12 protein-coding genes and 2 tRNA genes are annotated in these 14,622 nt (G+C 69.5%); 5 read left to right on the top strand and 9 right to left on the bottom strand.

Features of this window, described 5'->3' with window-relative positions:
* Window positions 1–17: 17 nt before the first annotated feature.
* The 3 genes from ICC28_RS24550 to ICC28_RS24540 all read right to left on the bottom strand — a co-directional run bounded on the left by ICC28_RS24550 (window position 18) and on the right by ICC28_RS24540 (window position 4,455).
* Window positions 18–1,955 (bottom strand): kelch motif-containing protein, encoded by a 1,938-nt coding sequence (locus ICC28_RS24550; protein WP_188290864.1) that lies wholly within the window; start codon window positions 1,953–1,955, stop codon window positions 18–20.
* On the bottom strand, window positions 1,952–3,928 hold the full coding sequence (locus tag ICC28_RS24545; protein WP_188290863.1) for a glycosyltransferase family 2 protein: 1,977 nt from the start codon (window positions 3,926–3,928) through the stop codon (window positions 1,952–1,954). Before ICC28_RS24545 ends, ICC28_RS24550 begins: the two co-directional genes overlap by 4 nt.
* A gap of 453 nt (window positions 3,929–4,381) precedes the next feature.
* A tRNA-Lys gene (locus ICC28_RS24540) sits at window positions 4,382–4,455 on the bottom strand.
* Window positions 4,456–4,654: 199 nt separating this feature from the next.
* Between ICC28_RS24540 and ICC28_RS24535 the strand changes: the two genes are divergently transcribed.
* The 5 genes from ICC28_RS24535 to ICC28_RS24515 all read left to right on the top strand — a co-directional run bounded on the left by ICC28_RS24535 (window position 4,655) and on the right by ICC28_RS24515 (window position 10,262).
* Window positions 4,655–6,007, top strand: a complete 1,353-nt coding sequence (locus tag ICC28_RS24535) for a peptidoglycan-binding protein (RefSeq protein WP_188290862.1) — start codon at window positions 4,655–4,657, stop codon at window positions 6,005–6,007.
* 53 nt (window positions 6,008–6,060) lie between these two features.
* Complete coding sequence (locus ICC28_RS24530; RefSeq protein ID WP_188290861.1) at window positions 6,061–7,236, top strand: SPFH domain-containing protein; 1,176 nt, start codon at window positions 6,061–6,063, stop codon at window positions 7,234–7,236.
* A gap of 100 nt (window positions 7,237–7,336) precedes the next feature.
* Window positions 7,337–7,942: a lytic polysaccharide monooxygenase gene (locus tag ICC28_RS24525; protein WP_188290860.1), complete on the top strand. Its 606-nt coding sequence runs from the start codon at window positions 7,337–7,339 to the stop codon at window positions 7,940–7,942.
* An 89-nt stretch (window positions 7,943–8,031) separates the two neighbouring features.
* A complete protein-coding gene (locus ICC28_RS24520; RefSeq protein ID WP_188290859.1) occupies window positions 8,032–8,493 on the top strand; it encodes a DUF3592 domain-containing protein in 462 nt (153 codons plus the stop codon).
* 80 nt (window positions 8,494–8,573) lie between these two features.
* The gene (locus tag ICC28_RS24515) at window positions 8,574–10,262 is read left to right on the top strand and encodes an AMP-binding protein (RefSeq protein ID WP_188290858.1); all 1,689 of its coding nucleotides are present in this window, start codon (window positions 8,574–8,576) and stop codon (window positions 10,260–10,262) included.
* Between the two features lie 109 nt (window positions 10,263–10,371).
* Here ICC28_RS24515 and ICC28_RS24510 read toward each other — a convergent pair.
* From ICC28_RS24510 to ehuB, 6 genes are all read right to left on the bottom strand, one after another.
* Window positions 10,372–10,445: transfer RNA gene (locus ICC28_RS24510), tRNA-Lys, on the bottom strand.
* A 149-nt stretch (window positions 10,446–10,594) separates the two neighbouring features.
* A complete protein-coding gene (locus tag ICC28_RS24505) occupies window positions 10,595–11,353 on the bottom strand; it encodes an IclR family transcriptional regulator (protein ID WP_188290857.1) in 759 nt (252 codons plus the stop codon).
* A gap of 220 nt (window positions 11,354–11,573) precedes the next feature.
* On the bottom strand, window positions 11,574–12,335 hold the full coding sequence (ehuA, locus tag ICC28_RS24500; RefSeq protein WP_223189373.1) for an ectoine/hydroxyectoine ABC transporter ATP-binding protein EhuA: 762 nt from the start codon (window positions 12,333–12,335) through the stop codon (window positions 11,574–11,576).
* 19 nt (window positions 12,336–12,354) lie between these two features.
* Complete coding sequence (gene ehuD, locus ICC28_RS24495) at window positions 12,355–13,005, bottom strand: ectoine/hydroxyectoine ABC transporter permease subunit EhuD (protein ID WP_188290855.1); 651 nt, start codon at window positions 13,003–13,005, stop codon at window positions 12,355–12,357.
* Window positions 13,002–13,700, bottom strand: a complete 699-nt coding sequence (gene ehuC / locus ICC28_RS24490) for an ectoine/hydroxyectoine ABC transporter permease subunit EhuC (RefSeq protein WP_188290854.1) — start codon at window positions 13,698–13,700, stop codon at window positions 13,002–13,004. The genes ehuD and ehuC overlap by 4 nt, the downstream gene beginning before the upstream one ends.
* Entirely contained in the window at window positions 13,697–14,602 is a 906-nt protein-coding gene (gene ehuB / locus ICC28_RS24485; RefSeq protein WP_188290853.1) for an ectoine/hydroxyectoine ABC transporter substrate-binding protein EhuB, read from the bottom strand. Before ehuB ends, ehuC begins: the two co-directional genes overlap by 4 nt.
* Between the last annotated feature and the right edge of the window lie 20 nt (window positions 14,603–14,622).

The following is a 14,622-nucleotide window of genomic DNA, read 5'->3' as shown; positions in this document are numbered from 1 at the left end:
CTGTTCCGGGGGTCCGGCTAGGGGACCCGGACCCACTGCGCCTCCGACGGCACCCCCTGGTCGTCCACGACGAACAGCATGTACCACCCGGCCTGCACAAGGTTCTTGTTCTCCGGCATGGTCACCGTCACCTTGTCGCCGTCCGTCTCGAAGTCCAGTGCGACGGACCGCTGGTCCACGTCCGTCACATGCGTGGACGCGCTCGGCCGGATCAGCCGCACCTTCTTGATCGAGGAGGCGTGCCGCGAGGTGAACGTCCCGGACTCGCCGCGCTCGATGGTCTGCGTCCCCTTGGACAGGGACGGCCGGGACCCCTGGTAGAGGTAGGGCGGGGTGTAGATCTCGATGCGCTGCTCGAACTTGCCCGGCTTGGTGTTCGCCTTGTCGCTGAACAGGGAGTCCGAGCCGAAGAACATCACGCGGCCGTCGGGCAGCAGGATCGACCCGGAGTGGTAGTTCCGTCCGACCAGCGGATCCGCGACCCGGTCGAAGGAGTTGTCCGCGGTGTCGTAGATCCGCGCCTGGAGGATGTTGGAGTCGCCGCGGCCGCGGTAGTCCTCCGAGCCGCCCGAGACCAGCACGGTGTCGTCCGGCAGCACCGAGGCCTGCGGATAGCGCGTGCCCTTCTCCATCGACGGCCCGTCCACGAACTTCGGGTTGTCCGCCTTCAGGTCGATGATCCGGGTCTTCTCGCTGGACAGCCGGGACTCGCCGACGCCGCCACCGCCGATGACCATGTACTTCTCGTCCTGCGCCGGGGGCAGCAGCACGGTCCCGGAGGTCTCCAGCCGGTCGGGGTGGCTCAGCCCCGGCACCTTGGTGAACTTGTTGCTGTCCACGTCCCAGACGCCCGGGTCACGGCCCACGTCGTCCGGCCCGTAGCCCGCGTTCGACCCCGAGTAGAAGATCTTGCCGTTCTGCATCAGGAACAGCGCCGGGTAGGTCGGGAACTGCCGGACCTTCTCGGTGTACTTCCACTTCTTGGTCTTCGGGTCGTAGATCTCGTTCTTGCCCGGCACCAGCTGCCCGATGTCGTCGAGCCCGGAGACGCTGAGGATCTTTCCGTCGCCCAGGGTGGTGAGCGTCGGGTACCAGCGGGCCTCCTTCATCGGGTCGACCTTGATGTACTTCTCGGCGACCGGATCGAACTCGTAGGCGTCCCGGATGCCCTGGAAGTCCTTCTTGTCGAGGGCGAGCTTCTGCGCGATGCCGTAGGTGTTGCGCGCGTCGGCGCCCTTGAGGCCCTGCACCCGGTAGTTGTCCTCGGTGCCGGTCTCGTACTTGGAACCGCTCTTCTGCGCCTCGACGTAGATCCGGCCGAGGCCGGGGTCGTTGCGCAGGAACTTGCCGGTCGCCGGGTCGAAGACCTTCTTCGCGCGCGGTACCAGCACCGGGTCCTTGGAGACGAACGTCTTGCCGTTCTCCTTGCCGGTGAACCTGGTGCCCGCGGGCAGCGTGATCGGCTTGTCCGGGTTCTCGTTGTGGACGATCATCAGGCCGCCGGCCTTGGTGACGTCACCCTTGAGCTTTTCGTACCGCTTGGTGCCGCCCGCGATCAGCAGATTGCCGTTCGCCAGCTGGGTGTGGCCCGTGCAGAACAGGTCGTTGGGGGTCGGTACCTTCTTGATGGTGCCCTTGACCGGGTCCCAGATCCGGGTGTCGAACTGCTTCGCGTCGAAGTTGTCCTGGTTGTTGCCCGAGCCCGCGACGAGCAGCACCTTGCCGGTGCGCAGCAGCGCCGCGTGGATGGTGTTCTGCCGGTACTCCTCGGGGAACTCGACGATCTCCCAGTGACCGTTGTCCGCTTTGTACTCGGGTCTATTGATTTGGTACTGGTGGTATTTCTCGGTCCCGAAGCGGTAGAGCCACGGCCCGTTCATCCCGGCCAGCGCGAGCACCACCGCCGTGCCTATCGCGAGTCGACGGACACGGCGGCGGCCGGCCTGGTCTTTCATTCCTTACGTCCCCCAAGTCCACCAAGGGCGATCTGCATGGTCTGGTCGGTGCCGGTGCTCTGCGCGGCGGCCCAACTCGGCTTGTGCTGCGGACTGTGGTGCGCGCCGGCCTGGGCCGGCAGCGGCTGCGGCTGCGCCTGGTGCGGCGCCGGGGCGGCCGGCTCCGGCGGCTCGGCGGCCGGCGGCTTCTTCTTCGCCTGCCGCATCATGTGCCGCCAGGCGAAGATCGGGGTGGCGGTGATCAGCATGGCGAAGGTCGCCCAGATCACCATCGCGGGGTGGGAGTTGCCGTAGACGAAGCCGGCCGCGATCGACCCGCCGAAGATCAGGATGAAGTACCAGTGGTAGCGGAAGGTCCCGAACCAGCGGTCAGGGCTGGCCGAGTCGCCCTTGGGGGTCACGACGAACTTGCTCTTGCGGCGCAGCACGGAGTCGATCAGCGCCTTGGCGTACAGCGGCGCGGACAGCGCGGACATCACCATGCCGGCCACACCGCCGGAGCCCTCCGGCTCGTGCGGCGAGACGTTGTGGCGGCGGTTCCAGACGTAGAGGCCGATCTGGAGCGCGGAGGCGTTGCCGTAGAGCATCAGCCAGATGGTGGGGTCGATGTTCACACCCGAGGCACCGAGGCCCAGGAACAGGCAGCAGCTCAGGGCCGCGAGGATCCAGTTCAGGGCGGACATCGGGTAGAAGATGATCATCATCGTGTAGTTGAAGAGCTTGCTCGGCGGCAGCGAGTACCAGCCCTTCCAGTACTGCTTGAGGATCGTCTCGTACGTCCCGCGCGACCAGCGCATCTGCTGGGTGAAGAAGTCCGTCCAGGCGCTCGGGCCCTCGCCGACCGCGAGCACGTCCGGGGTGTAGACCGAGCGCCACTTCTTGCCCGTCGCCGGGTTCTTGTGGCGGTGGATCTCGAAGCCGGTGGCCATGTCCTCGGTGATCGAGTCGTACAGCCCGCCGATCTGCTTCAGCGCCTTGATCCGTACGGCGTTGGAGGTGCCCACGAACATCGGGGCGCCGTAGCGGTTGCCGGCGCGCTGGATCAGGGCGTGGAAGAGGAACTGCTGGGACTCGGCGGCCTTGGTGACGAAGTTGTCGTAGTTGCCGTAGACCTGCGGGCCGATGACGAAGCCGACGTTCGGGTCGCGGAAGAAGCCGAGCATGCGCTCCAGGTAGTTGGGGAGCGGCACGTGGTCGGTGTCGACGGAGGCGAAGAAGTCGTAGTCGTCGCCGTGGGCGTCCAGCCAGGCGTTGTAGTTGCCGTGCTTGGTCTTGGCGCGGTGCGGGCCGGTGGGCTGGTTCCACTTCGCGATGCCCTTGCGGGAGAAGTGGTGCACGCCGAGCCGGGCGCAGACCTCCTTGACCTCCGGGTCGTCGCCCTCGTCGAGCAGCCAGATGTGCAGCAGGCCCCGGTGGCGCAGCTTGACCGCGGCCTCCAGGGTCTTCGTCACCATCTCCAGCGGCTCCTTGCCGGGCACGAAGGAGGTCAGGAACGCCACTCTCGTGCCGGTCTCGGGCACCACCGGGATCGGGTCGCGGGCGACCAGGGTGGCGTGCGCGTTGGACAGCACGTTCATGCAGCGGAAGAACTCGATCAGACCGATCGAGACGAGCATCACGATGTCGAGCGCCGGCAGGAAGTCGTACTCGACGTAGTCGCGTTCGGTCCAGTGCTCGGGCTGGAGCAGCCAGGCCAGCAGCACCAGCGAGAGCAGCGGCGCGGCGGCGAGCATCAGGGCGACGCGGATGCGGTGCGGCTCCTGCGAGATCAGGGAGCGGTACTGCACCCGGTACGGCTTTCCCGGATCGGGCTGGGTGAGGGGACCGGCCAGCCGGCTGTAGTGCTCGTAGTCGTACTTCGGAAGCGTCTTCTTGATGCGTCTGAACGCTCCGGTCCGATGCGTAGGCACTCTGAGCTGAGTGGTCTGTGACGGGTCGGAGTTCTGCCGGGCGCCCGTCGGCGTCGACGTCATGAGTCATCCCCCCACACGCAGGTCACCACGTGTATGTCGGTTCCTTCGTCTGCTTAGGTCCCCCTCGACCTTCACCAGACGTATCAGTGGTGGGCCACAGTCACCACATCTTCCACTTCATAGACATGGAAACGCGACCTTCCGGTTGCATGATGCCCCCCTCGGCATCCGTTCCTTGACGGGGCCCCTCTCCCCGCTATCGGACAACCGGCTCCTTGCCCCCCAACTGCCGCGAATCCGCGGCGGCTTGAAGGACCAGGGTTCTACGGTGTTCCGCATGATCGCAAGATGCGAAACGCGGTGTTTACCGGTCATACGCGTTCATTGTGGCGCTTGTGGGGATCCCGTGTGGCTGTTGTTGATGTTTTCCCATACGGTCCACGCGCCGGCCCGGTTCAACTGGGCGGGTGAACGCCGACAGCCCCTCGTGCGGACGAGGGGCTGTGGTGTCGGTGCGCCGCCAGGGACTCGAACCCCGGACCCGCTGATTAAGAGTCAGCTGCTCTAACCAACTGAGCTAGCGGCGCCTGCTGACACCGAGAACTCTACCCGACCCGGAGGGGTGCTCCGGACCGCCAGGCCGGGCCGCTGCCGCCCGGTCCGCCCGGCCCCGGAATGGCCCTGTACATCATTCGGACCGTCAACATGCGCGTGCGGAAGACAGTTGAGAAACTGACAAATGTGTACAGGCGCGGATATTTCCACCTTGAGTGTGAGGGGAATCGCATGGAGACTCCGGTATTCGAGGAATTCGATCCCGCGAGCGACTGCGACTGCCCCGGATGCGTGCACCGGTACCGCGCCCCGTCGCCCTCCGCGGCCGGCCGTGCGGGCGGTGGGCCGGCCCACCGGACGGTGATCGTGGCGGCGGCCGCCGCGGCCCTCGGCGCCGCCCCCGCCGTACCGGCGCTCGCGGCTCCCCAGGCACCCGGCCGGCCGAGCGTTCCCGCAGGTGAGGAGCCTGAGACCCCACAGGGGAGCAAGACCCCGCTGCACGGCCCGAGCGGCACCGCGGCCGAGCCGGCCGAGCAGCCCGGGACCACCCGCGCGGAGATCATCAAGCGGGCCAAGACCTGGGTCGAGGCGAAAGTGCCGTACAGCATGACCCGGTACTGGTCGGACGGATACCGGCAGGACTGCTCGGGATTCGTCTCGATGGCCTGGAACCTGCCCGGGAACGAATGGACGGGCAGCCTCGGCCGGCACGGAATCCGTATCCCCAAGGAGGAGCTGCAACCCGGCGACATGCTGCTCTTCCACAATCCGGCGGACCCCCAGAAGGGCTCGCACGTCACCATCTTCGGCGGCTGGACCGACTACACCCACACCTACTACATCGCCTACGAGGCGACCCGCCCGTACGCCCGCAAGCAGGCCACCCCCTACGCCTACTGGAGCCATTCCGGCCAGTACGTCGCCTACCGCTACAAGGGGCTCGCGGGTGGTGGTGCGGGTGGTACGGGCGGTACGGCGGGGTCGCTGCCGGACACCGCCGAGCCGGACGCGGACGCCTATCCCGGCCGGGGCCGCTTCGGGCCCGGGGCCAACAACCAGTACGTCACCCGGCTGGGCCGCATGCTCGTCGAACGCGGGGCCGGCCGGTACTACTCCGTGGGCCCCGGTCCTCGCTGGTCGGACGCGGACCGCCGGGCCACCCAGGCCTTCCAGCAGGCGCAGGGGTGGAGGGGCCGGGACGCCGACGGGCTGCCGGGGCCGCAGACCTGGGCGCTGCTGGTCACGGGCGGGGGCAAGGACATCCGGGCGGGGGCGGCCGGACCGCCGGCACCGTCCCCGGCGAAACCGGCTCCGCCCCAAGCGAAGCCCGAGCCGTCCCCGGCGAAGCCCGCATTTCCCGGGCGGGCGCAGTTCCGGCCGGGGGCGAACAACGCCCACGTCACGCTGCTCGGGAAGCAGCTCGTGAAGAAAGGGTTCGGCAAGTACTACACGACCGGTCCGGGACCGCGCTGGGGCGAGGCGGACCGCCGGAACGTCGAGGCCTTCCAACGCGCCCAGGGGTGGCGGGGCGGCGCGGCGGACGGCTATCCGGGACCGGAGACCTGGCGGCGGCTGTTCGCGTAACGGCCCTCGCATCCCCTGTTGTGACGCATCTGGCGCGGAGGCTGGAGGCACGCATGAGCACGACCACTTCTTCTTCGTCTTCTTCGACCCCGGAACCCGAAGGTCCCCGGCCCGGCCGGCTCTCTTCTTTCCCGTCTTCTCCGACATCGGAGTCGGACGGCCCGCGGCCCGCCCGGCTCATTCAGAACGAGGCGACCACCGAGATCCCCGTCCACCTGCTGTTCCGGGACGACCCCGTGCCGGTGGCCGTGCCGGTCGGGCCCGCCGTCGTGGCGCGTCGGGAGGGGACGGGGGAGCCGCCGCGGCTGCGCCGTCCGGCGGCGGCGAAGCCGCGCCCGGTGCCGGAGGTCGACCCGGAGCTGGCGGAGCGGCCCGCGCGGGTGCTGCCCGGGGCGGCCGGGGTGTTCGCCGGGGCCTGCGGGGCGGCCGGTTGCGCGGTCACCTCGTGGTGGGCCGGTGTGCTGCCGCCGCTCGCGGTGGAGGCGCTCGGGCTGCCGTCGGCCGCGGCGGCGGGCCTGGGCCCCGTGCAGTGGGCGGCGTATGCCGGGGCCGGGGCGCTCGGTCTGGTCGGCTTCGGCGGGCTGGCCCGCGGCCGGACCGGCCGGGCCTGGGTGCTCGGGCTGTTCGGCCGCTACCGGGGCACGGTCCGCCGGACCGGCCTGATGTGGGTCAACCCGCTGCTGCTGCGCCGCCGGGTCGACGTACGGCTGCGGCACTGGCGCAGTGAACCGCTGGCGGCCGCCGACGGCAGCGGGGTCGCGCTGCGGGTGGTGGTGCTGGTGGTGTGGCGGGTGCGGGACACCGCGCGGGCCACGCTGGGCGTCGAGGACCACGAGGCATATCTGCGCGAGTGCGTCGAGGCGGCGCTGGCCCGGGTGCCGGTGGAGCCGCCGGGCGGGGCGAAGGGCTCGGCGGAGGCGGCCGGGGAGACGCTGACCCGGCTGGTGGCGGCGGACACGGCACCGGTGGGCCTTGAGGTGTTCTCGGTACGGCCGGTGCGGGTGGAGTACGCCCCCGAGGTCGCCGCCGCGATGCACCGCCGCCGGATCGCCGCGCTGGACGCGCGGCACCGGGCGAGCGTGCTCACCTCGGTGGTCGACTCGGTGGAGGACACGGTGACGCGGCTGACCATGCGCGGGCTGGTCGAGCTCGACGACTACGAGCGCAAGGCGCTGGTGAAGGACCTGACGGTGGCGTTCTGCGCGGGGCGCGGGGAAACGGGGTCGTGATTGGTATGGACATGTTCAAGTCATAGTCCTACTCTCAGACTTGGTCTAGACCTACCTGCACAGCTCACTGAACCTCCCCACGTTCTCCAGGAGCGGCAGCATGCGCAGAAAGACCAAGTTGTCTGCCGCCGTGGTCGGACTCGCCACCACCGGAGCCCTCGTGCTCTCCTCCGGTGGAGCCAGCGGCCACGGCTACACCGACCTCCCCATCAGCAGGCAGAAGCTCTGCCAGAACGGCACCGTCACCAACTGCGGCCCGATCCAGTGGGAACCGCAGAGCGTCGAGGGCCCGAAGGGCTTCCCGGGCTCCGGCCCGGCCGACGGACAGATATGCAACGCGGGGCTGGGCCAGTTCAGGCAGCTCAGCGCGCCCCGCACCCCGTCCGGCGGCACCTGGCCGGCCACCAGGGTGACCGGCGGCCAGAGCTACACCTTCCGCTGGCAGTTCACCGCCATGCACGCCACGACCGACTTCAAGTACTACGTCACCAAGCCGGGCTGGAACCAGAACCACAACCTCGCCCGCTCCGACCTCAACCTCACCCCCTTCCTGACCGTGCCCTACGGCGGCCAGCGCCCGCCGTCGACGCTCTCGCACAGCGGCAGGCTGCCGTCCGGGCTCAGCGGACGACACGTGATCCTCGCGGTGTGGACGATCGCCGACACGGGCAACGCCTTCTACGCCTGCTCGGACGTCACGTTCTGAGCCTTCCCTGAGCAAGTCCGGCCCGCCCTGGGGGTACATTCCCTGCACCACGCGCGCCCGGGGCGGCGTTCGGAACTCGGGGGAACCACATGGAAGTCTTCTTCTACATCGTGCCGTCGCTGATGATCGCCTTCGCGCTGCTCGGCGCCGCGAGCATGATCCGCCGCTCCCGGCGGGTCAGCCGGGCCTGGAGCAGCGGGCTCACCGCCGAGGCGCGCTGTCTGCGCATGTACACGACGGCCAGCGGGGGCGGCGACACCATGGTGCGCACGACCCTGCACCACGTCTACGAGTTCACCACGCGCGAGGGCCGCACCGTCCGCTTCGAGGAGCAGAACGGTCCGGCGACCACGGTCGAGGGCGACATCGTCACCGTCCACTACCTGGCCGACCGCCCCGAGCAGGCCACGGCCCACGCGCCGGCCCGGGGCAGGCTAGCCGCGGAGTCGGGCTGCGTGCTGGCCTTCCTCGGCGTCTTCATCGCCTTCTGCGTCGGCTTCATGGTCGTGGTCCACCTCGGGTTCGAGCTGGGCGAGGAGTTCATGCCGTAGCCGGCATGGGCTGCGCCGGGAGCGACTGCCTCCTGTCGCGGCCTCCACATCTGACGGTCCGTCAATTACCCTGCGGGCGCATGGAGTCCACGACCGTCGCGGAACTCGTACAGGCCCGCTGGGGTGACCACCGGGCGGGCCTGTGGTTCGAGGGGCGCACCCTCACCCATCACCAGGTGGCGGCGGGCGCCGCGGCCCGGGCGGCGCTGCTGGCCGACCTGCTGCCGGCGGGCTCCGAGCCGCATGTCGGGGTCCTGCTCGACAACACCCCGGAGTACCCGCTGTGGCTGGGGGCGGCGGCCCTCGCCCGTGCCGCCGTGGCCGGGATCAACCCCACCCGACGCGGCCCGGAACTGGCCCGCGACATCCTGCACACCGAGTGCCGGATCCTGGTCACCGAACCGGCCCACCTCCCGCTGCTGACCGGCCTCGATCTGCCCGGCGTCCGCCTGCTGCTGACCGGCTCCGAGGAGTACGACAGCCTCCTCGCGCCCTACGCCGACGCCCGGCCGGACGCCTCCCGGGCCGACCCGCACGACCGGCTGCTGCTGTACTTCACGTCCGGCTCGACCGGCGCCCCCAAGGCCGCGATCTGCACCCAGGGGCGGCTGGCCGCCGCCGGACGGGCGCTGGCCGGGCAGTTCGACGTCCGGCCCGGCGACGTGCACTACGTCTGCATGCCGATGTTCCACGGCAACGCCGTCATCGCCGACTGGGCTCCCGCCCTCGCGGCCGGGGCGGGGGTCGCGCTGCGGCGGCGGTTCTCGGCCTCCGGGTTCCTGGCGGACGTACGGGCCTGCCGGGCGACGTACTTCACCTATGTGGGCCGGGCGATCCAGTACGTCCTGGCTACCGAGGAGCGTCCCGACGACCGGGACAACCCGCTGCGCGTCGGCTTCGGCACCGAGGCGGGGGCGGCGGACGCGGCGGCCTTCGAACGGCGGTTCGGGGTGCGGCTGGTGGAGGGGTACGGGTCCTCCGAGGGCGGCGCGGCCGTGCAGTGGTCGCCGGGGACACCGGCCGGGGCGGTGGGGCGGGCGGCGCCCGGTCTCGTCGTACTCGATCCGGAGACGGGGGAGGAGCGGCCGCCGGCGGTGTTCGACGCGGGCGGGCGGCTGCTGAACGGGGACGAGGCGATCGGGGAGCTGGTGAACCGGGGGCCGAACCCCTTCGAGGGCTACTGGCGCAACCCCGAGGCGGAGGCCGAGCGGCGCCGGGACGGGGCGTACTGGACCGGCGACCTCTTCTGCCGGGACGCGGACGGCTACCTCTACTTCGCCGGGCGGGCCGACGACCGGCTGCGCGTGGACGGGGAGAACCTGGCCGCCGCGATGATCGAGAACATCCTCGCCCGGTACGAGGGGGTCGACTCCGTCGCCGTCTATCCGGTGCCGGATCCGGTGACCGGGGACCAGGTGATGGCGGCGATCGCGGGTACGTTCGAGCCGGCGGCCTTCGCCCGCTTCCTGGCCGCCCAGCCCGACCTCGGTACGAAGATGGCGCCCCGGTTCGTCCGGGTGCTGGAGCGGATGCCGGTCACCGCGACGAACAAGATCCACCGGGCCCTGCTGCGACGCGAGGGCGTGCACTGCACAGATCCGGTGTGGTGGCGCCCGCCGGGCGAGCCGGCCTACCGGCGGTTGACCTCGGAGGACGCGGAAGGGCCCCTCGTTTCCCCGAGGAACGCTTTCTCATGGGCGAAGGCCCCCCGCGTCGGCGAGGGGCCTTCTTCTGTGCGCCGCCAGGGACTCGAACCCCGGACCCGCTGATGCTGCATTTCCCGGGGGGTAACCCCCGGACCCCCAGCCGCGTCGGCGGTGTCGGGGGGCGTCTTCTTCATGGCGAAGGCCCCCCGCACTGGCGAGGGGCCTTCTTCTGTGCGCCGCCAGGGACTCGAACCCCGGACCCGCTGATTAAGAGTCAGCTGCTCTAACCAACTGAGCTAGCGGCGCATGACTCTCGCCAGGACGCTTTCGCGGCTGGCGACAGAGAAAATACTACCTGGTCCGGCGGGGTGCTTCCGACCAACGCCAGGTGGACGTACCGAGGGGTGCGGGGCACTGCGCGATCAGCCCCCCGCGGCCCGCGGACGAAAAGCAACCTAGATCGCCAGCGACAACAGCACCGGCGCCGCGTTCCGGTTCAGCGTGTCCGCCGCCTGCCGGAGGCGATGCGCGTGTTCCACCGGCAGGGACAGGGCCAGGCAGCCGACGGAGGAGCCCGCGGTGATGGGGACGGCCGCGCAGACCGTGCCCACCGCGTACTCCTGGAGGTCCAGGACCGGCACGGTGGCCGGCTGGGACTCCAGTCGGGACAGCAGCAGCCGGTCGCTGGTGATGGTCCGCGAGGTGAGGCGGGCCATCTTGTGCCGGGAGAGATGGTCCCGGCGGCCGTTGTGGTCGAGCTGGGTGAGCAGGCTCTTGCCCACGGCCGTGGCGTGGGCGGAGAAGCGGAAGTCCACCCACTCGTTCACCGCCGGGGTGTCCGGCCCGTCGGCGTACTGCGTGACCTTCACCTCGCCGTCGACGTACCGGCTGATGTAGACGGCCGCGCCGACGGAGTCGCGCAGCCGGTCCAGGGTGCGCTGGAGCTTCTCGCGCAGCGCGTCCTCGCGGTCGTGCGCGGAGCCGAGGCGGGTCAGTGCCTCGCCCGTCACGTACGCGCCGTCGGTGACCTGCTCGACGTAGCCCTCGCGGCGCAGCATCCTCAGCAGCGTGGTCAGGCGCTCCGGATTGAGGGCGGTGTGCCGTGCGAGTTCGACGTCGGTGATTCCTGCGGTGTGCCGCGCCACCGTCTCCAGGACGCGCAGGGCGTCCTGGGCCGAGTGGTACGGCGCGGTCGGCTCGTGCTTCAGCGCCACGGTTTCCCCCTGCGCTCGCTCAGTCGCACTAGTAACGGTGCCGTGATCCGGTCAGCGAATCCCCTCCACGATAACCGGCAAACGGCCTGTAGCGAGCGGCTGTTGACGAGATTGTGCCGCCCTCAACAGCGGCGCTGACACTCTGGCATATGCCAGAGTCACGACCCAGCCGTTGGACCTCCCGTGTTGGCTCCCTCACATGTCGTAGTCGGGGCACCCCTCAGAGCACCGCGCTGAGGAATTCCCGCGTCCGGTCCTGCTCGGGATCGCTGAAGATCTTCTCCGGCGCCCCGGCCTCGATGACGCGTCCGGAGTCGAACATCAGCACCTGGTCCGAGATGTCCCGGGCGAAGTTCATCTCGTGGGTCACGCAGAGCATGGTGATGTCGGTGGACCGGGCGATGTCCCTGAGCACGTCCAGCACGCCCGCGACCAGCTCCGGGTCCAGCGCCGAGGTCACCTCGTCCAGCAGCAGCACCTGCGGCCGCATCGCCAGCGCCCGGGCGATCGCCACCCGCTGCTGCTGCCCGCCGGACAACTGGGCCGGGTGCTTGTCGACCTGGTCGGTCAGCCCCACCAGCTCCAGCAGCCCCCGGGCCCGCTCCTCGGCCTCGTCCTTCGACATGCCGAGCACGGTCACCGGGGCCTCGGTGATGTTTCTCAGGACGGTCATGTTCGGGAACAGGTTGAACTGCTGGAACACCATCCCGATCTTCTTGCGGACCTCGCGCACCTGCTTCTCCGGCGCCGGGAACAGCCGCTCCCCGTCGACGGTGATCGTGCCCTCGTCGGGCTTGGTCAGCGTCATCAGCAGCCGGAGGATCGTGGTCTTGCCCGATCCGGACGGCCCGATGAGCGTGACGTGCTTGCCGGCGTCGACGGAGAAGTCGAGGTGGTCGAGGACGGTGTGGTCGCCGAACCGCTTGGTGACCTGCTCCAGCCGGATCAGCTCACCGCCCGGGCGCTTGTCGGAAGGGTTCATGTCGGGACTGTGCTGGGTGTCAGTGGACAAGGCGTCGCTCCAGGGCTCGCAGGAGAAGGGAGGCCAGATAGGAAATGACGATGAAGGCCACGCCGATCACCGTCACGGGCTCGGTGTACTGGAAGTGCTCCTGGGAGAACAGCCGCGCCTGGCCGAGCATCTCGAGCACGGTGATCGCCATCAGCAGCGGCGTGTCCTTGAGCATCGCGATCACGTAGTTGCCGAGGGCGGGGACCACCCGGCGGACCGCCTGCGGCAGGATCACCGCGGTCCAGGTCCGCCGCAGCGGCAGGTTCAACGCCGTGGCGGCCTCCCACTGGCCGACCGGCACCGCCTCGATACCGGCCCGGTAGACCTGCATCGTGTACGTCGAGTAGTGCAGCCCGATCGCGAAGACGCCGGTGGTCAGCGCGGAGAAGGTCAGGCCCCACTCGGGCAGGACGTAGAAGAGGAAGAACAGCTGCACCAGCAGCGGGGTGTTGCGCACGAACTCGGTGACCGCGCCCACCGGCCAGGTCACCCACCGGGTCGGCACGCGCATCAGCAGCGCCCACACCAGGCCGAGCGCGAAGGAGATCAGCGATCCGAGGACGAGGGCCTGCAGGGTGACCCACAGCCCGTCCCAGAACTGCGGCATGAAGTCGGCGACGGCTTGCCAGTCCCACGTCACTTCACACCACCTCCGACCGGCTCGGGCATGACGGCCTTCTTCTCCGGCCGCTTCCCGACGCCCGCCTTCAGCTTCTTCTCAAGCCCCCGCATCACCCGGGTGAGCAGGAAGGCGATCACGAAGTAGATGAGCAGGAGGTACGTGTAGATCTCCGCGCTCTCCTGAAGCGCGAGGCGCACCAGGTTGCCGCTGAACGCCAGGTCGCCCATGCCCATGATCGACACCAGTGCGGTGCCCTTGAGCAGCTCGATCAGCAGGTTGGAGAACGGCGGGATCATCTCCGGCACCGCCTGCGGCAGCAGGATCAGCCGCATCCGCTGCCAGGGCGTGAAGCTGAGGGCGATGCCGCCCTCCTTCTGCGCCGGATCGACCGCGGTCAGCGCGCCGCGCACGATCTCCGAGCCGTACGCGCCGTAGGTGAGGCCGAGCGCCAGCGTGCCCGCCCACATCGGCACCAACTGCCAGCCGAGGGCGGTGGGCATCACGAAGAACACCCAGAAGATCATCACCAGCGCGGAGGTCCCGCGGAACACCTCGGTGTAGAAGCCCGCGAGGAAGCGGACGATCCACAGCCGGTGGGTGCGGGCGATGCCGACCACGAAGGCGACGGCGCCGGCCAGCAGCGCGCTGAACACGAGCAGCTGGAGGGTGACCCAGACGCCCTTGAGTACGAGTTCCCAGAGTCCCGCAGTCATCTGCCGCACAGCTCCTTCGCGGTCAGATCGGTCATCTCCGCCTCCGTGAATCCGAACGGCTTGAGGATGCGCAGCAGTTCGCCGCTCTTCTTCAGCTTGTGCAGCTCGACGTTGAAGGCGTCCCGCAGCTTCGTCTCGGTCGGCCGGAACGCGAAGGCGCCGCCGTCGACATGCGGCTTGCCGCCGACGATCGGCTTGAAGGGCTCCGTCGCCTCGGCCTTGTTCGACTTCTTCACCACCTCACGGGTGGTGATCGCCGTCCCCGCGAACACGTCGGCCCGTCCGGCCTCGACCGCGTTCAGCCCCGCGACCTGGTCCGGAACGATGAGGATGTCGCCCCGCGGGTACCCGGCCTCGACCGCGTACTGAATCTCGGCATAACCGGTTCCGGTGGCGAACTTCGCCTTCTTCTCGACGACGTCCTGATAGTTGTGCAGGCCCTTCGGATTGCCCTTGCGGACGATGAACGAGTCGAGCATCTGGTAATCGGGATCGGCGAAGATGACCTGCTCGCAGCGGTCGGGATTGACGTACATCCCGGCCGCCACGACATCGAACTGCTGGGAATTCAGCCCGGGGATCAGCGAGCCGAACTCCGTCGGCACCGGCTGTACCCGGTCCACCCCCAGCCGCTTGAAGATCACTTTGGCCAGTTCGGGTGCCTCGCCGGTCAGCTCGCCGTCCGTGTTGATGTACCCGAACGGGATCTCACCCGCGATCCCGAGCCGTACGACACCTGCCGCCCGCAGTCGTTCCAGCAGGTCACCGCCGTCCTCGGAGGAGGCGGTGGCCACCCGCGAGCAGCCGGCCGCGCCCAGCGCGCCGAGCGCCGCCACCCCCGCGAGCAGCGATCGGCGTGTGGTTCCGGATGTGTGTGCGCCATGTTCCAGTGGTGGAGCCATGGCGGCGCGGCTACCCGGGA

Origin of the sequence: Streptomyces sp. TRM68416 (genome assembly GCF_014596915.1) — a bacterium.
In the GTDB taxonomy this organism is placed as follows: Bacteria; Actinomycetota; Actinomycetes; order Streptomycetales; family Streptomycetaceae; genus Streptomyces.
Note: the sequence above shows the minus strand (reverse complement) of the source record. Positions and strands in the feature narration are given on the sequence as shown.